Genomic DNA, 16,305 nt, shown 5'->3' with positions numbered 1-16,305 from the left:
AAATAACTCTTTTTTTTACTTATTTTTTCATATCACATTTTAAATATTATTTTTAACAAATCCATATTACATGCTAGAACTTGATAAACTTTTGGAAATTTTTAATGAAGGTAAAACATTAATTTTTGATGAAGAGGCTGCTGAGGCATGTAATTATTATTCTTGCGAAGCTCAAAAAATTACTTTTGAAATCAATACCAAATATCATGATTTTGATGAAATTCGTGAATTATTTTCAGATTTAATTGGAAAAAAGGTCAGTGATGATTTTAGGCTTTTCCCACCATTCACTACAGATTTTGGAAAAAACATTCATCTTGGGGATAATGTTTTCATCAATTCAGGATGCAGATTCCAAGACCAGGGCGGAATTTTTATAGGAAACAATGCATTGATAGGACATAATGTTGTTTTGGCAACTTTAAATCATGAGGAGAATCCTAAAAAAAGAGGAAACTTAATTCCTGCTCCAATAAAAATAGGCAATGATGTATGGATTGGGTCAAATGCCACAATTCTTGCAGGTGTCACTATTGGTGATGGAGCAATCATTGCGGCCGGTGCGGTCGTTACAAGGGATGTGGCTGAAAACACAATTGTCGGTGGAGTTCCGGCAAAGTATATAAGGGATATAAATATGGATTAGATCTTTTTTCCGTGGTGTATTGCTACAATTCCAGGTATTTCATCTACTTCTAATTCAAACATGGCTTCCATGCCTTCTTTTTCAAACAATACACATTTTTTACTTTTTACCTTATTTGTAAGCAGCGCCGCAACAGGAGGGGTTATGACAAATATTGAATTATTTTTTTCCAGTTCCTCAGCTGTTTTATCACTTAACATTCCTTTTCCAATGTGAATTTTCACTCCGTTTTCACTTAAAAAGGGTATGGTTGATTCAATTTCTTCTTTGTTGCTGGTTGTTGGTGCGATTCCAGCATCGCTGAATGCTGTGTGCATGATGACCATTCCTTTTGTATTGAAAGGAATATCATTCTTTTTTATTAATTCGACCAGTTGTGGAAGTGCTGCATCTCGTCCGGTATATATTGTTCCGGATATTGTGATTTTATCTCCAACATTAAGATTTTCCAGATCACTGTCTGAAATTGGTGTTTTTAATTTTTTCATATTATCATTAAAATTAATTTTTTAATATTTTTTTATTTTTCTATATTATTACAATTTTTTAATAAGATATTTAAATGTTTATTAACAGATATATATCATAATCTGTATTTGTTTTTTATAGATTTTTAGGAGATTTTTAAATTGATTATTATTGACGAAGATTTGTGTAAAGGATGCCACCTTTGCTTATTTATGTGCTATAAAAATGTATATGCAATATCTTCCGAAATTAATAAAAAGGGAGTTCAGTTACCTTTTGTTAAGTTTGAAGAAAGATGTACAAAATGTGGCACTTGTGAAGTAGCATGTCCTGACCAGGCTATTACTGTAGACTTGCCGGAAAATTGGTGGATGAATGAAGACAATGATCTTAACTTTAATCCTAAGTTCACAAAGGGGAAAAAGTAGGTGTTAAAAATGGCTGAAGAATTTTTTATACAAGGTAATGAAGCATGCGCTAAAGGAGCTATTGCAGCAGGTTGTAGGTTTTTCGCTGGTTATCCAATTACTCCGTCCACAGAAGTTGCTGAAACTCTAGCTCGTGAATTGCCAAAAGTCGGCGGCTCATTTGTTCAGATGGAAGATGAAATTGCATCTGCCGGAGCTATTATTGGTGGTTCCTGGGGTGGAACTAAATCAATGACCGCAACTTCAGGTCCAGGTATCTCTTTGATGCAGGAAAATATCGGTTATGCGTTCATGACTGAAACTCCTATTGTAATTGTGGATGTTCAAAGAGGTTCTCCTTCAACTGCTCAGCCAACTATGGCTGCTCAAGGAGATATGATGCAGGCTAGATGGGGATCCCATGGGGATTATGAACCAATTGCATTGTCTCCATCAAGTGTACAGGAATTTTTTGATTTCACAATAAAGGCTTTTAATTTAGCTGAGAAATATAGGGTTCCAGTATTTGTAATGGCTGATGAAGTCATAGGCCATATGAGGGAAAAAATTGTTGTTGAAGATGACATAGAAATCGTTCCAAGAAAAAGGCCTGAAAAAACTGAAAATTATTTGCCGTTTGAAAATATTGAAAATGGAACTACTCCAATGCCTGCTTTCGGTGATGGATTCAATATCCATGTAACCGGTCTTACTCACGATGAACGAGGTTACCCGGATACCAATGACCCTGAAACTCATGATAAACTTATCCAAAGAATTTGTGATAAAATATTAAATAATAAAGATGACATCTGTTCTGTTCAATCTGAAAACTGTGAAGATGCAGATATTGTCATTGTTTCATACGGGGCACCTGTAAGGTCTGTTGTTGAAGCTGTAAATAGAACAGATAAAAAAGTGGGTTATGTTAAACTTGATACTCCATGGCCGTTCCCTGATGAAGAAGTGGCTAAATTAACAGCAAATGCAAAGGATGTGCTTGTTGTTGAAATGAACTTAGGTCAGATGTATTATGAAGTGGACAGGGTTTGCAAAAGAAATTCCAATGTCCATTTGATGGGAGTGATTGGAGGATTATTACCAACTCCTGATGAAATATTAGACCAAATCAACAGATTAGGAGGAAATTAAATGTCAGAACATAAACAAAATAGATTTCTCCCTTATTTAAGAGAAGACAGATTGCCTCATATTTTCTGTCCAGGATGTGGAAATGGTGCTATTATCAATGCATTTTTGGTAGGTATGGAAAAAGCAGGAATGGATTTTGAAAATATTGCAATGGTTTCCGGAATTGGCTGTTCTTCAAGAATTCCAGGATATTTAAAATGTGATTCTTTACATACTACTCATGGAAGAGCATTAAGTTTCGCAACTGGTTTAAAAACTGCTAATAAAGATTTAGATGTTGTTGTATTCACTGGTGATGGTGATGCTGCCTCTATTGGTGGTAATCATTTGATTCATGCAGCTAGAAGAAATATTAATTTAACTGTAATATGTATTAATAATAATATTTATGGTATGACTGGGGGTCAAATCAGCCCTACATCTCCTAAAGGTAGTTTCGGAACAACTGCTCCATATGGTAATCGGGATACTCCATTCAAACTGGCGGAACTTGTTGCGGCAGCTGGTGCAACTTATTCCGCAAGATGGACAACTGTTGAAATGGAAAATCTTGTATTGTCAATTAAAAAAGGATTGGAAAATCCTGGTTTTTCATTTATTGAAGTTGCAACTCAATGTCCTACCTATTTCGGTCGTAAAAATAAATTAAAAACTCCTACTGCAATGGCGGCTGTCATGAAAGCTAATACTGTATTCAAATCTGCAGCTGATAGGATGAGGCCAAAAGAGTTGGAAGGTAAAATTGTTGTTGGTGAATTTGCTAAAACTCAAAGAGATGAATTCACAGAAAACATTGATAAAATCAGTGTGGAAAAATATGGTAAAAAAACTATTATCAATTCTGCATATGAAACAGAGTTATAGGTGGATAAAATGAGAACTGAAATTAGAATTTGTGGATTTGGAGGTCAGGGAGTAATTCTTGCAGGTATTATTTTAGGAAAATCTGCAAGTCTTTTTGACGAAAAGGAAGCTGTTCAAACTCAATCTTATGGTCCTGAAGCTCGTGGTGGGGCTTCAAAATGTGAAGTTGTCATAAGTGATACTAAAGTTGATTATCCTAAAGTTCAAAGTCCGGATATTTTGGTGGCAATGTCCAATGAGGCATTGATTAAATATATCGTTGACTTGAAAGATGAAGGAACTTTAATAGTTGATCCTGGAACAACTGATGTTGAAGATGTTAAAGAGTTTATTGAAGAACATAATATTAAGGTTTACGAAGCTCCTGCAACTAAAACAGCTACTGATGAAATTGGACTTAAAATTGTAGCAAACATTGTAATGGTTGGAGCTATTACAAAAATCACTGGAGTTATATCTAAAGATGCTGCAATTAAAGCTATTGAAGCTAGTGTTCCTAAAGGAACAGAAAAGAAAAATGTCAGTGCTTTTGAGGCAGGTTATAATTTATTATAAATGGGTGTTATAATGAGATTTTTTGAAAATGTAGCAAAACAAATTTTTAATCAGGAAGGCATTCCAATCTTGGAAGGGCATGTGGCATATTCCCCTGAAGAGGCTATGACCATTTCTTCAGAGATGGATGTTCCTGTAGTGATTAAGGCACAAGTTTTAACAGGTGGTAGAGGTAAAGCAGGTGGTGTAAAATTTGCTGATAATCCTGGTGAAGCTTTAAAAGTTGCTGATGAAATTTTAGGAATGGAAATAAAAGGTGAAAAAGTAAAACACCTTTTAATTGAAGAAAAAGCTGAAATCTACAATGAATTTTTTGTAACTGTATCTGTTGATAGGGGTGCAAGAAGACCGGTCATTTTAGCAAGTAAGGAGGGGGGAGTTGAAATTGAAAACTTAGCAAAAACCAATCCTGAAAAAATCATTAAATATTATCCAAATCCTTTGTTGGAATTCTTGCCGTATGAGGCACGTGAAATTGCACGTAAAATGGAAGTTCCATCTGAATTGATTTCACCGATGGGTGATATGATTTGGAAATTGTATAATGTGTTTACTAAATATGACGCTGATACCGCTGAAATCAACCCGTTGGTTTTAACTCCAAAAGGATTGATAGCTGCTGATGCAAAAATGGTAGTTGAAAATGATTCATTGTTCAGGCATCAGGACTTGGTTGACAGGCTTCATTATAAAAAGAAAGCTGTCGACTTTGTGCAATTGGATGGTGACATTGCTGTTATAGGTAATGGTGCCGGTTTAACCTTAACTGCTATGGACATGATTAAACTCAATGGCGGTGAACCTGCAACATTTCTGGATATCGGTGGTGGAGCTTCAGAGCATATCATTAATCAGGCATTAAATATAGTATTGAACTATGATCCTGTTAAAGTGGTGTTCCTGAATGTTTTAGGTGGAATCACCAAAGCGGATGATGTTGCCCGTGGAGTTATTAAGGCTTTGGAACAAACACAAAGAAAAGTTCACATTGTAATCAGGCTGACTGGAACCAATGAAGAAGAAGGGCAAAAACTCTTGGAAGAGGCTGGAATTCCGTATGAAGTTTCAATGGAAAAAGCTGCCCGTAAAGCTGTTGAACTCTGCAATGAATTGAAAGCTGAAGGAAAATAAATTTCTTCACTGGACTGATATTTCAATTAAAACAGAAAAATATCTGATTGACTTTAAAGTTGTTTTGCTGTAAAAAAATCGATAGTTATCATTATAGTACAATCTATAATGTTAACTCAACCTATTTATACATCAAACACAATTTTTAAAGGTTATACTATTTTTTTAAAATTAGTTTTATTCGAGTAGGACGACTCGGCTGATTTTGGATTCATTTACTATTTCTTTACCGCATTCATTTCCTATTTTTGTTGCAAATTCTTTTACTTCATCAAATAATGGCATATTGGCAAGTGTTAATCTGTCTCTTGATGAACCTACACACATATATGCTTTCACTTCAACATAGTCGGGGTCTGCCTTTTTGATTAATTTTGCATATTCCTCGGGTTTTTCCATGTTTCTTCCTTTAACGCATGTATTTCTTATACATGTACGTGAGTTAAAACTGGATAGTGTTTCAAGTGATTCATTTAAATTACTCCAAGCATCATTTATTCTTGGTCTGCATACATCATGGAATATTTTCTTGTCAGGTGCATCTAAGGAAAGGTACAGTTGATATGGATCGTTTTCCAGATTTCTTAATCTGTCCACGCACTGACCATTGCTCACTACAAATGTTGTAAAGTCACGGCGATTAAATTCTCCAATCAATTCGTCAATTTTTGGATAGAGTGTCGGTTCTCCAGCCAGAGATATTGCTGCATTGTTTGGATTTTTCATCTCTTCCAGTTTTTTCTTGTTTGCTTTGTCATTTCCATAAAAACCACATAACAGATTATTTTGAGCTTTAATAGCTTCATCGATTATTGTTTTTGGGTCATCGTATTCGGCATCTTCCCAATTGGTTTGGGTATATGTTAAGTCTCTCCAGCAAAATTCACATTCCTGCTGACAGTTTGGAACTGCAGGGGACATCTGCAGGCATCTGTGTGATTGAATTCCATAAAATTTTTCTTTATAGCAAACGCCTTTGTCACTAATACTTTGACGTGTCCAATGGCATGTCTTTACTGCTGCATGGCCATGTTGTCCGACAAATCTATATCCACTTTTTTCTAATTTTTCTATTTGGCTTTCATTGAATGACATAAAATCACATTAATTTTTAGTATTGCTAGTATATACATTTTTCAAATATGATGCAATTTACTAATTATTGAACAATATTGTGATTATAAATATTTAAAATATTTATATGTTTAATTTTAATAGTTTTTAATATGAATTTATGGAATAAAAATCAAGAAAAATTATTTTTCATTGAATCACTTAAGGATGCAAAAGTCAATCAGCTGTTCTATTGTGGGGGTGATAAGTATTTTGCTTATTGGCCAAGGGGTTATAGGGGCGTAAAATCCACATTACAATCCCGGAATTCTCTGATTGGAAATTACACTGAAATTTGGGTTCAAAATCTTTTGAAATCTGTGATTAATGATAAAAATCTCTATATTGTAAATCAGGCCAGAATTCCTGCCTTAGGCATTAATTCAAGTTCTCCTGCAGATGTTGTAATTGCAACAGTGAATAAAAAAATTTTAAAGCCAAGTGAAGTAAAAATAATATTTGAGGTAAAGATGTCCATAGTTTGGAACTGGCAATATGATGTAAAAACAAAGGAGATTTTTGAAATCGGTGATTTTCGAACTCATCAGGGAAAGCCTAGTTTCACACGTTCGGACTCGATTTTAAAAGCTATTGGTAAATGTATTGATATTAGGGTTTCAAATTTCAAATCTTCCAAAATACCAATAATTGTTCTGGGAAACGCACCGCTTTCAAATGGATTTTGCAAGAAAGCGGATTATCTGAAAAGTGCGGGAATCATTCAGGGATTTTGGTCTTTGAATCCATTTCCTTTAAATCATGGAAATACTCGTAAAACCACTCCAAAAAGAGGATATTTAAGATTGGATTCCAGTGCTGAGATGAAAATGCATCTGAACATATTATTTGACCATGATTTAAACTTCTTCTCGGGAATGGAAGATTTGGAATCATTAGGGCACTATGTTGAAATTGCTAATGAGCAAAATAGCTATGAGGATAAGGGATTGAAATTTTTGAATCTTTTGAAGAGGTCTTAAAATTGGTTAGAAAAACACAAACTGCATCTTTCGGTTCTGTTGTGAGGGAATCTCACAGTTCAAAGAAATTTTATAGTTCAAAATTGTTTAAAGGTTTTGAACTTCCAAAAAACATTGAATTCAAAGAAAACTCCATTGAAGCCAATAAATTGAATAGGATTTATTGCAAGTCCAGTGAAGATATGGGAGAAATTCCTGATAACAGTGTTCATCTGATGATTACTTCTCCACCCTATAATGTGGGAAAGGAATATGACAATGATTTGAGTCTGGATGAATATTTGGATTTGTTGACTTCCGTTTTCAGCCAAACATATAATAAATTGGTAACCGGTGGCAGAGCATGCATCAATATGGCAAATATTGGGAGAAAGCCATATATTCCCCTTCATGCAATGGTGATAGAAATAATGTTGGATTTGGGATTTTTAATGAGGGGAGAAATTATCTGGAACAAGTCCGCAAGTGGTGGAGGATCATGTGCCTGGGGAAGTTGGATGTCAGCATCCAATCCTGTGCTTAGGGATTTTCATGAGTACATTTTGGTGTTTTCCAAGGGTTCATATTCCAAAAATAGGAATCAGGTTAAAAAGGATACTATCGAAAGGGATGATTTTATTAATTGGACAAAGAGTATCTGGACATTTCCGGCAGTCAATGCTAAAAAGATAGGTCATCCAGCACCTTTTCCTGTTGAATTACCTCATAGGCTAATTAATCTTTACAGTTATGAAGGGGATGTTGTTCTGGACCCTTTTTGTGGCAGCGGTACAACATGCCTTGCTGCAATAAAAAATAATCGTAGTTTCATAGGGTATGAAATTAAAAAGGAGTATATTGACCTGGCTGAAAAAAGAATATCTAATCAAAAATTTATTTAATAATGTTGTTCAAATATATTCATTAAAGAGTTAGTTGTGGGATTATTATGGACACACCAATTGTGATATTAAATTATAAAACTTATTTGGAATCAAGTGGTATAAATGCATTAAAACTTGCACATGACTTGGAAAGTGCTGCAAGTGAGTCTGGAATCACTATGGTTGCAGCTCCTCAGGCAGCAGATATTTATAGAATAAGTGAGGAAACTTCTCTTCCTATTTTTGCACAGCATATTGATCCGATTTCTCCGGGGGGCCATACTGGATCCAACCTGATTAATACATTAATTGATGCTGGAATCAGCGGTTCTTTAATTAACCATTCGGAAAATAGGATGAAATTGGCAGATATTGATGAAGTTGTAAAAATGTGCAGGGCTAATGAAATTGAATCATGTGTTTGCACTAATAATATTGAAACTTCTAAGGCTGTAGCAGCACTTGCACCGGATGCAGTGGCTGTTGAACCTCCTGAATTAATTGGTACTGGAATTCCAGTTTCACAAGCTCAACCTGAAGTTGTTGAAGACACAGTAAAAGAAGTAAAAGATATTAATAAGAATATTAAAGTTTTATGTGGTGCAGGAATAACAACTGGTGATGATATGAAAGCTGCAATGGATTTGGGTGCAGATGGAGTATTGCTTGCATCAGGAATTATTAAGGCTGAAAGTCCTAAAGACGCTTTGCTTGATTTGGTAAGTAAATTATGATGATGTGAGATAAATGGTGGAATTTAATACAATTGATAATTTTGATATAGAAGATAAGACTGTATTGGTCAGGATTGATATTAACTCTCCGGTAGATCCAAGTTCTGGAATCATATTGGATGATACTAGATTAAAATTACATGCCCAAACAGTTAAAGAATTGTCCAACAAAGGGGCTAAGGTTGTACTTCTTGCCCATCAAAGCCGTCCTGGTAAAAAGGATTTCACAACTTTGTCTCAGCATGCCGAAGCATTGTCTGATATATTAAATTTAAGAGTCAAATATGTTGATTCATTATTCTCCAGTGCTGCAAAGGAAGCTATAAAATCTTTAAAATCTCATGAAATATTATTACTTGAAAATGTTCGTTTCTTCTCTGAAGAATCCCTTTCAAGAACTCCTGAAGAACAGTCAAAGACTTTACTTGTAAGACATTTATCTCCATTAATTGATTATTTCGTAAATGATGCTTTTGCTGCTGCTCACAGGTCTCAGGCATCATTGGTAGGTTTTACTGTGGACACTCCTTCTGCTGCAGGTCGTGTAATGGAAAAAGAATTGACAGTTATTCAGGATGCTTTGGATAATGTTGAACATCCTTGTGTATTCCTGCTTGGAGGAATGAAACCTGAAGATTCCATTGATGTTATGGAAAATGTTTTAAGCAACGGCACTGCTGATTCAATTTTAACAACAGGTATTGTTGGAAATATTGTTTTATGGGCTGCAGGTGTTGACATAGGTCAGGTCAATAAGGATTTCATTGCTAGCAGGGGATATAGGGGCATGGTTGACAAAGCAAAGGATTTAATTGACAGATTTGGAGATAAAGTTAAATATCCTATTGATGTTGCATGTGAACTTGATGGCGAAAGGGTTGACATTGACTTTAGGGAAATTCCAAATAAATCCATATTTGACATTGGCGTAAAAACTATTAATTATTATGCAAGAGAAATCAGGGATGCCAAGTATATCTTTGCAAATGGTCCTGCGGGGGTATTTGAAGACCCTAAATTTGCAATGGGAACAGAAGATTTGATCAATGCAATGGCTAACTCTAAAGGATTTACACTTATTGGTGGTGGTCATATTGCAGCGGCTACTGCTGGCCTTGGATTAGAAGACAATATGAGTCATTTAAGTAGTGGTGGTGGGGCATGCATTAGTATGCTTGCAGGAAAGGAACTTGCTGCTGTGGAGGCTCTTAAAAATTGTAAAAAATAATTTTTTTTATTTTTTATATCTTTTTTTTTAAAATAATTAAATTTAGCTATTGAAAATGTTCAATAGCTCTTCGGATGATTCTTTGGGATTGTCAGAACTCATAATTGCACTTACGACAGACAGTCCTGCTATTCCAGTGTCTTTTAATTCGCTGGCATTGTCTAAGTTAATACCTCCTATTGCTACGACTGGAATATTTATGGATTTGACTATTTCTGATAAATCTTTTTTAGTGATTGATGGCGCATCATCTTTGGTTGCTGTTGGAAATACTGCTCCGGTTCCAATGTAATCTGCTCCATCTTTTTCAGCTTTTTTCGCTTCTTCGATAGTTGCTGCTGAAACACCTACAATCTTGTCATTTCCGACTAATTTTCTTGTAACGTCACATGGCATGTCTGTCTGGCCTACATGAACTCCATCAGCATCAATGGCCAGAGCAACATCCACGCGGTCGTTTATGATTAGTGGAACATTGTATTTTGATGTAATCCTCTTAACTTTCATTGCCAATTCATAGAAATCAAGTGTATCTGCTGTTTTTTCTCTGATTTGCACTACACTGACTCCACCTTTTATTCCTTCTTCAATAGTGTTCAGGAACTTTTCCACATCGTCACTATTGTCTGTAACGAGGTATAGTGATAAATCTATATTGTTCATAATATCTTGATGTTTGATTCATTAATTAAGCTTTCAGCATTAGTTTTGTAAAGGTAATCTATCAGATATGTTCTGAATGAACCTGTACCTTCATTTCTTTCTTCAACTTTTGCCCTTGCTTTTTCTCCTGCAAGGTTCATTGCTAAAATTGCCACTAATGTTCCTTCTAATGGTGTAGATCCTCCAACACAGCTTCCAACGATTGAGGATAACATGCATCCGCTACCAGTAATCAATGGCATCATGTCATCACCATTATCAATTGCTATGGTTGTTTTTCCATCGCTTAGGATATCGATTGGACCGCTTGCTAAAATAGTTGTATTTAATTTGTTTGCAAGTTCTTTTATGATTTCACCATTTGCAGATAGATTTTCCTCTGTGATGATGTCGTCAACATTCACGTCAACACCTTTTGCAGTATTGTTTTCATCAATGACTCCGACTAATTTTGCGATTGATTTTATTTCACTTATGTTTCCGCGTATTGCAGCGATATCGTAATTGTTGATTAAGTTCAATGTTGTCCTGTTCCTAAGTTCAGTTACTCCCACTCCAACTGGGTCCAAGACTATTGGGGTATTAGTTTCATTTGCTGCTTTTGCACTTACGTTCATTGAATTGATTTGTTCTTTGCTTAGTTTCCCTATGTTTATTACCAGTACATCTGCTATTGCTACAACTTCTGCAAGTTCTTCTGCATCTTCTGCCATAAATGGTGATCCTCCTATGGCAAGAACTGCATTAGCACAGTCATTAATTGTAACTGAATTTGTTATACAGTGTGTTAATGGATTTCTTTCTTTAATTTCTAGCAATGTTTTTTCAATATTGGCTATTAATTTATCATGATTTGTCATATTTTTTTATATATATTATTTAATATTTATAATTTCACATCTTTTGGAGTGATTTATAGTAAAGTATTTAAACTACTTTTTACATAAATTTGATTGTTCTATAATATAGAATTAAGCCTCGGTGGCTCAGTCTGGTAGAGCGCGAGACTTGTAATCTCGTGGTCGCGGGTTCAATTCCCGTCCGGGGCTTTTAATTTATAGTGTTGCTATAAATTTTTGCATATTATGTTAAGATTATAGAAACATTTATATACTTGTAAATGTATATTATTATTAGTATGTTATCTGCATACATTATTGTGTGTGGGTCCGTAGGGTAGCTTGGTCGATCCTTTGGGCTTTGGGAGCCTGAGACTCCGGTTCAAATCCGGGCGGACCCATTATCCCGCCTTAGCTCAATTTGGCAGAGCGTTGGACTGTAGATCCAAATGTTGCTGGTTCAAGTCCGGCAGGCGGGATTTGAATAATTATTTATTTGATGTCATAGATTATTTTTTTGTGAAATCTTATGATTTTCCAAAACATTTATATATGATGATGTAAATAATTATTAGATAGTGTATTATTACACATTATCGTTTAGTATTTCTATGCCCTGGTGGTGTAGGGGCTATCATGTGGGCCTGTCGAGCCCGCGACTCGGGTTCAAATCCCGGCCAGGGCGCTTCGAATACTTGATGATAAATATCTTATAGGCCTGTAGCTCAGTCTGGCAGAGCGCTTGGCTTTTAACCAAGCGGCCGCGGGTTCAATTCCCGTCAGGCCTGTTTCTAATTTTATATTTTAACTTTTCTATCTGGAGGAAAATAATTTGAAAATTGATATTCAAGACCATATGCTTGTACCAACACATGAAATCATGACCGAAGAAGAAATTGCTGATGAATTTAGTGATGTTGAGTATGATTTTAAAAATCTTCCTAAAATTAGATCTGAAGATCCTGTGGTAAAAGCTATTGAAGCAAAACCAGGAGATATTTTAAGAATTACTCGTGAAAGTCAAACTGCTGGTGTGTTTGTTACTTATAGGATAGTAGAAGATTAATTTTAATATAATTTTAGAGTAGTGAAATTTAATATAGTTTAATTTCTGTGTTTTTTTGTTTTTAGAAATTCATTATAATAAATTTAACTTAGTTTGAGAGGAATTATCTTATAGGAGATAGTTATGAGTAAATTAAGAATAATGATTAAATGAATTAGATGTTAGGTTTTTACCTATCTTATTATTTACTTTTATTTAGTTAATTATTTTTATAGCGTTTACGTAAATGCTGGAGGAAGTCCATGACAGAGAATAATTGGAAATTAGTTGATGCATTTTTCGATAAATATGATTTAGTAGATCACCATATTAAATCATATAATGACTTTGTAAATAATAGGATTCAAAATATCATTGATATTACTGAACCTATTACATTAGATGATGGAAAATACACTTTAAAAACTGGTAAAGTACGTATTGAAAAACCATCTAATAAAGAAGCAGATGGATCAAGCAGTATTATTGACCCAACTGAAGCAAGACTTAGAAATTTAAATTATTCTGCAGATATGTACCTTGAAATGGCATTGAATGAAGAAGGAGAAGATAATCCTTTGGAAGAAGTATACATTGGTGAATTGCCAGTTATGCTCAAGTCTGACATTTGCCATCTTAATGGTCTTACTGCTGAAGAATTAATTGAAAAACATGAGGACCCTCAAGATTTGGGAGGTTACTTCATTGTAAACGGTTCTGAAAGGGCTGTTGTTACAATGGAGGAGATTGCTCCGAATAAAATCATTCTTGAACGTTTGGATGAAGTTGAAGACAGACATGCTAAGGCTGTTGTAACTTCAATTAAAAGTGGTTTCAGAGCTAGAATTACTTTAGAATATAAAAAACCACGTAAAAACGGAGTATTTTTAAGAATTTCATTCCCATATCTTCCAGGAGAAATTCCATTAGTTATCCTGTTGAGGGCTCTTGGATTAGCTACAGATGAAGAAATCATCACAGCAATCTCAGATGACAATAACTTCCAGATGATGGTTGCAGACGATATTCAAGTTTCACTTGAAGCGTTAAAATTGGATCAAAACGAAATGGATGGTATGACTCTTGAAGAAAGAAGACAATACATGCAGGATGCTGCTATCAGGTACATCGGTAACAGGGTTGCTAAAAACATGCCTGCGGATTACCGTACCAAACGTGCAACAGATGTAATCAACCGTTATCTATTACCTCATATGGGTACTGAACCGGAAAGATGTTATGACAAAGCGATTTATTTAGCTGAAATGACTGAAATGTTGCTTGAAGTTATTGAACAGAAAAGAGAACCTCATGATAAAGACCATTACACTAATAAAAGACTCAGAGTATCTGGAGATTTGATGGAAGATTTATTCAGAGTAGCTTTCACTAACTTAACCAGAGACATGAGTTATCAACTTGAAAGAAGTCTTTCTCGTGGTAAAGAACTTTCAATTAAGCAAGCTGTTCGTAGTGATGTTTTAACTGAAAATATTAAACATGCTATTGCTACCGGTAATTGGGTAGGTGGAAGAGCTGGTGTTAGTCAGTTATTAGACAGAACTAGTTACATGGGTACATTATCTCACTTGAGACGTGTTGTATCTCCGTTAACCAGAAGTCAACCTCACTTTGAAGCAAGAGATTTACATCCAACTCAATTTGGTAAAATATGTCCAAACGAAACTCCTGAGGGACCTAACTGTGGTTTGGTAAAGAATTTGGCTTTAATGTGTAACATTTCTGAAGGTTCTGATGAACAAGAAATTATAGATGTTATTGAAAGTATGGATGTATTGATTGATTAGGCTATAGGGGGAATTTTTTGCAAAAGTGTAAAATCTACATAAACGGTGAACTCCTTGGGTCCTGTGAAAATCCGGTTGAGTTTACTCAAGAAATGAGAGAAAAAAGAAGAAATGGTGAAGTCTCTCATGAAATGAATATTACATATTATGAAGATAATAATGAAATTTATATATTTAACGATCCTGGAAGAGCAAGAAGACCATTAATCATTGTTAAAGATGGTGTTCCTCTTTTAAAGGAGGATCATTTAAATAAAATCGCTAATGGAAAATTAAAATGGGATGATTTAATCAACGATGGTCTTATTGAATATTTGGATGCTGAAGAGGAAGAAAACTCATATATTGCAATGTCTTTGGCAGATTTGAATGAAGACCATACTCATTTGGAAATTGACCCTGCTACTATGCTTGGTATCTGTGCAGGAATTATTCCATTCTCTGATCACAACTCCTCTCCAAGGAATACAATGGAAGCAGGTATGACAAAACAGGCTTTAGGTTTATATGTATCTAACTATGCGTTACGTACTGATACTAGGGCTCACTTGTTACACCATCCTCAAACTCCTATTGTAAAAACACGTATTATCGATTCAACTAATTATGATTTAAGACCATCAGGTCAAAACTTTGTTGTAGCTTTGATGTCCTATGAAGGATACAACATGGAAGACGCAATGGTTATCAACAAAGGTGCTTTAGAAAGAGGTTTAGCTAGGTCTTCTTTCTTCAGAGCTTATGACACTTCAGAAAAAAGATATGCTGGTGGACAAGTGGATAAATTTGAAGTGCCTGACAAAAACATTAAAGGATACAGGTCTGAAGAGGCTTACAGAAACTTGGATGATGACGGTGTAGTCAATCCTGAATCTGTAGTAAAATCCGGAGATGTATTGATAGGTAAAACTTCACCTCCAAGATTTTTGGAAGAAGACTTCGGTACTGTTGCTGATAGGAGAAGAGAAACTTCTGTAACTGTAAGACACGGTGAAAAAGGTATTGTTGATGCAGTTCTATTATCTGAAACAGTTGAAGGTTCAAGATTGGCAAAAATCAGAGTAAGAGATACCAGACAACCTGAATTTGGTGATAAATTCGCATCAAGACACGGTCAGAAAGGGGTTATTGGTTTAATATTATCTCCAGAAGACATTCCATTTACAGAATTCGGTGTTGTTCCTGATTTAATCGTTAACCCTCACGCTATTCCATCAAGGATGTCCATTGGACAGGTGCTTGAGATGGTTGCAGGTAAGGCAGGCTGTCTTGAAGGTGAAAGGGTTGATGCAACTCCATTCAACCAAGCACTTGAAGATGAAATCAAGCAGCAACTAATCAACAACGGATTTGAATCTGCAGGATGCGAATCATTATACAGCGGTGTAACCGGTGAAAGATTGGATGCAGAAATATTTGTTGGAGTGGCTTACTACCAAAAATTACACCACATGACTACTGATAAGGTTTACGCTCGTTCCAGAGGACCTGTGCAAGTGCTCACACGTCAACCTACTGAAGGTAGAGCACGTGAAGGTGGTTTAAGATTTGGAGAAATGGAAAGAGATTGTCTTATTGCACACGGTGCAGCATTAACCTTAAAAGAAAGACTTTTAGATGAATCAGACAAATATGAAGCTATTGTCTGTGAAAATTGTGGTATGTTAGCAGTATTTGACAAAAATAAGAATAAGAAATACTGTCCGATTTGTGGAGATGTGGAAACATACCCTGTTGAAATTTCATACGCATTCAAATTATTATTAGACGAACTTAAGAGTTTATGTATTTTCCCTAAATTAGTTTTAG

The 16,305-nt window shown here is 35.1% G+C and carries 17 protein-coding genes and 5 tRNA genes; 18 read left to right on the top strand and 4 right to left on the bottom strand.

All coding sequences use genetic code 11. From position 1 onward, the window contains the following. The first annotated feature begins 70 nt into the window (after positions 1-70). Positions 71-646, top strand: a complete 576-nt coding sequence (locus tag Q0P94_RS03875; RefSeq protein WP_295113983.1) for a sugar O-acetyltransferase — start codon at positions 71-73, stop codon at positions 644-646. On the opposite strand, the gene Q0P94_RS03870 is transcribed toward Q0P94_RS03875, so the two are convergent. After that, a complete protein-coding gene (locus Q0P94_RS03870; protein WP_295113981.1) occupies positions 643-1,134 on the bottom strand; it encodes a fumarate hydratase C-terminal domain-containing protein in 492 nt (163 codons plus the stop codon). The two genes, Q0P94_RS03875 and Q0P94_RS03870, sit on opposite strands and share 4 nt — an antisense overlap. A 141-nt stretch (positions 1,135-1,275) precedes the next feature. On the opposite strand from Q0P94_RS03870, the gene Q0P94_RS03865 reads away from it, so the two are divergent. Genes Q0P94_RS03865 through sucC form a run of 5 tightly spaced genes read left to right on the top strand, consistent with a single transcriptional unit; the run spans position 1,276 to position 5,223 of the window. After that, positions 1,276-1,542: a ferredoxin family protein gene (locus Q0P94_RS03865; RefSeq protein ID WP_295113979.1), complete on the top strand. Its 267-nt coding sequence runs from the start codon at positions 1,276-1,278 to the stop codon at positions 1,540-1,542. 9 nt (positions 1,543-1,551) lie between these two features. Further along, positions 1,552-2,673 carry a 2-oxoacid:acceptor oxidoreductase subunit alpha gene (locus tag Q0P94_RS03860; protein ID WP_295113977.1) on the top strand — a complete coding sequence of 374 codons (1,122 nt, stop codon included), beginning with the start codon at positions 1,552-1,554 and terminating at the stop codon, positions 2,671-2,673. Then, positions 2,674-3,537, top strand: a complete 864-nt coding sequence (locus Q0P94_RS03855; RefSeq protein ID WP_295113975.1) for a 2-oxoacid:ferredoxin oxidoreductase subunit beta — start codon at positions 2,674-2,676, stop codon at positions 3,535-3,537. It abuts the gene before it with no gap. 9 nt (positions 3,538-3,546) lie between these two features. Further along, the gene (locus tag Q0P94_RS03850) at positions 3,547-4,092 is read left to right on the top strand and encodes a 2-oxoacid:ferredoxin oxidoreductase subunit gamma (protein ID WP_295113973.1); all 546 of its coding nucleotides are present in this window, start codon (positions 3,547-3,549) and stop codon (positions 4,090-4,092) included. 12 nt (positions 4,093-4,104) lie between these two features. Next, positions 4,105-5,223 (top strand): ADP-forming succinate--CoA ligase subunit beta, encoded by a 1,119-nt coding sequence (gene sucC / locus Q0P94_RS03845; protein WP_295113972.1) that lies wholly within the window; start codon positions 4,105-4,107, stop codon positions 5,221-5,223. 177 nt (positions 5,224-5,400) lie between these two features. Here sucC and twy1 read toward each other — a convergent pair whose 3' ends face one another. Continuing rightward, positions 5,401-6,318 (bottom strand): 4-demethylwyosine synthase TYW1, encoded by a 918-nt coding sequence (gene twy1 / locus Q0P94_RS03840; protein ID WP_295113971.1) that lies wholly within the window; start codon positions 6,316-6,318, stop codon positions 5,401-5,403. Between the two features lie 131 nt (positions 6,319-6,449). Between twy1 and Q0P94_RS03835 the strand changes: the two genes are divergently transcribed. The 4 genes from Q0P94_RS03835 to Q0P94_RS03820 are packed head-to-tail and all read left to right on the top strand — an operon-like array spanning position 6,450 to position 10,141. Continuing rightward, positions 6,450-7,316 carry a hypothetical protein gene (locus Q0P94_RS03835; RefSeq protein WP_295113969.1) on the top strand — a complete coding sequence of 289 codons (867 nt, stop codon included), beginning with the start codon at positions 6,450-6,452 and terminating at the stop codon, positions 7,314-7,316. 2 nt (positions 7,317-7,318) lie between these two features. Then, on the top strand, positions 7,319-8,197 hold the full coding sequence (locus Q0P94_RS03830; protein ID WP_295113967.1) for a site-specific DNA-methyltransferase: 879 nt from the start codon (positions 7,319-7,321) through the stop codon (positions 8,195-8,197). A 47-nt stretch (positions 8,198-8,244) separates the two neighbouring features. After that, positions 8,245-8,913, top strand: a complete 669-nt coding sequence (gene tpiA / locus Q0P94_RS03825; protein WP_295113965.1) for a triose-phosphate isomerase — start codon at positions 8,245-8,247, stop codon at positions 8,911-8,913. A 13-nt stretch (positions 8,914-8,926) separates the two neighbouring features. Next, the gene (locus tag Q0P94_RS03820) at positions 8,927-10,141 is read left to right on the top strand and encodes a phosphoglycerate kinase (RefSeq protein WP_295113963.1); all 1,215 of its coding nucleotides are present in this window, start codon (positions 8,927-8,929) and stop codon (positions 10,139-10,141) included. Between the two features lie 42 nt (positions 10,142-10,183). On the opposite strand, the gene thiE is transcribed toward Q0P94_RS03820, so the two are convergent. After that, complete coding sequence (thiE, locus tag Q0P94_RS03815) at positions 10,184-10,804, bottom strand: thiamine phosphate synthase (RefSeq protein ID WP_295113961.1); 621 nt, start codon at positions 10,802-10,804, stop codon at positions 10,184-10,186. Continuing rightward, on the bottom strand, positions 10,801-11,664 hold the full coding sequence (thiM, locus tag Q0P94_RS03810) for a hydroxyethylthiazole kinase (protein WP_295113959.1): 864 nt from the start codon (positions 11,662-11,664) through the stop codon (positions 10,801-10,803). Before thiM ends, thiE begins: the two co-directional genes overlap by 4 nt. A 115-nt stretch (positions 11,665-11,779) precedes the next feature. On the opposite strand from thiM, the gene Q0P94_RS03805 reads away from it, so the two are divergent. The 8 genes from Q0P94_RS03805 to rpoB all read left to right on the top strand — a co-directional run. Continuing rightward, positions 11,780-11,853 (top strand) — tRNA-Thr (locus Q0P94_RS03805). 116 nt (positions 11,854-11,969) lie between these two features. Next, positions 11,970-12,044: transfer RNA gene (locus tag Q0P94_RS03800), tRNA-Pro, on the top strand. Between the two features lie 4 nt (positions 12,045-12,048). Then, positions 12,049-12,122, top strand: a tRNA-Tyr gene (locus Q0P94_RS03795). 134 nt (positions 12,123-12,256) lie between these two features. Next, positions 12,257-12,328, top strand: a tRNA-Asp gene (locus Q0P94_RS03790). Positions 12,329-12,357: 29 nt separating this feature from the next. After that, a tRNA-Lys gene (locus Q0P94_RS03785) sits at positions 12,358-12,431 on the top strand. 44 nt (positions 12,432-12,475) lie between these two features. Then, positions 12,476-12,709 (top strand): DNA-directed RNA polymerase subunit H, encoded by a 234-nt coding sequence (locus tag Q0P94_RS03780; RefSeq protein WP_295113957.1) that lies wholly within the window; start codon positions 12,476-12,478, stop codon positions 12,707-12,709. 242 nt (positions 12,710-12,951) lie between these two features. Beyond that, a complete protein-coding gene (locus Q0P94_RS03775; RefSeq protein WP_295113955.1) occupies positions 12,952-14,496 on the top strand; it encodes a DNA-directed RNA polymerase subunit B'' in 1,545 nt (514 codons plus the stop codon). A 17-nt stretch (positions 14,497-14,513) separates the two neighbouring features. Beyond that, the coding region (rpoB, locus tag Q0P94_RS03770) for a DNA-directed RNA polymerase subunit B (protein WP_295113953.1) at positions 14,514-16,305 on the top strand (1,792 nt) is incomplete at its 3' end.

Source organism: uncultured Methanobrevibacter sp. (assembly GCF_946184425.1).
Classification (GTDB): domain Archaea; phylum Methanobacteriota; class Methanobacteria; order Methanobacteriales; family Methanobacteriaceae; genus Methanocatella.
Note: the sequence above shows the minus strand (reverse complement) of the source record. Positions and strands in the feature narration are given on the sequence as shown.

Bases quoted from the DNA above. Each gene is read 5' to 3' on its own strand.
- Q0P94_RS03835 (WP_295113969.1), top strand. From the start codon at position 6,450: ATGAATTTATGGAATAAAAATCAAGAAAAATTATTTTTCATTGAATCA.
- twy1 (WP_295113971.1), bottom strand. From the start codon at position 6,318: ATGTCATTCAATGAAAGCCAAATAGAAAAATTAGAAAAAAGTGGATAT.
- Q0P94_RS03860 (WP_295113977.1), top strand. From the start codon at position 1,552: ATGGCTGAAGAATTTTTTATACAAGGTAATGAAGCATGCGCTAAAGGA.
- Q0P94_RS03820 (WP_295113963.1), top strand. From the start codon at position 8,927: ATGGTGGAATTTAATACAATTGATAATTTTGATATAGAAGATAAGACT.
- Q0P94_RS03850 (WP_295113973.1), top strand. From the start codon at position 3,547: ATGAGAACTGAAATTAGAATTTGTGGATTTGGAGGTCAGGGAGTAATT.
- tpiA (WP_295113965.1), top strand. From the start codon at position 8,245: ATGGACACACCAATTGTGATATTAAATTATAAAACTTATTTGGAATCA.
- Q0P94_RS03870 (WP_295113981.1), bottom strand. From the start codon at position 1,134: ATGAAAAAATTAAAAACACCAATTTCAGACAGTGATCTGGAAAATCTT.
- sucC (WP_295113972.1), top strand. From the start codon at position 4,105: ATGAGATTTTTTGAAAATGTAGCAAAACAAATTTTTAATCAGGAAGGC.
- thiM (WP_295113959.1), bottom strand. From the start codon at position 11,664: ATGACAAATCATGATAAATTAATAGCCAATATTGAAAAAACATTGCTA.
- Q0P94_RS03855 (WP_295113975.1), top strand. From the start codon at position 2,674: ATGTCAGAACATAAACAAAATAGATTTCTCCCTTATTTAAGAGAAGAC.
- thiE (WP_295113961.1), bottom strand. From the start codon at position 10,804: ATGAACAATATAGATTTATCACTATACCTCGTTACAGACAATAGTGAC.
- Q0P94_RS03875 (WP_295113983.1), top strand. From the start codon at position 71: ATGCTAGAACTTGATAAACTTTTGGAAATTTTTAATGAAGGTAAAACA.
- Q0P94_RS03775 (WP_295113955.1), top strand. From the start codon at position 12,952: ATGACAGAGAATAATTGGAAATTAGTTGATGCATTTTTCGATAAATAT.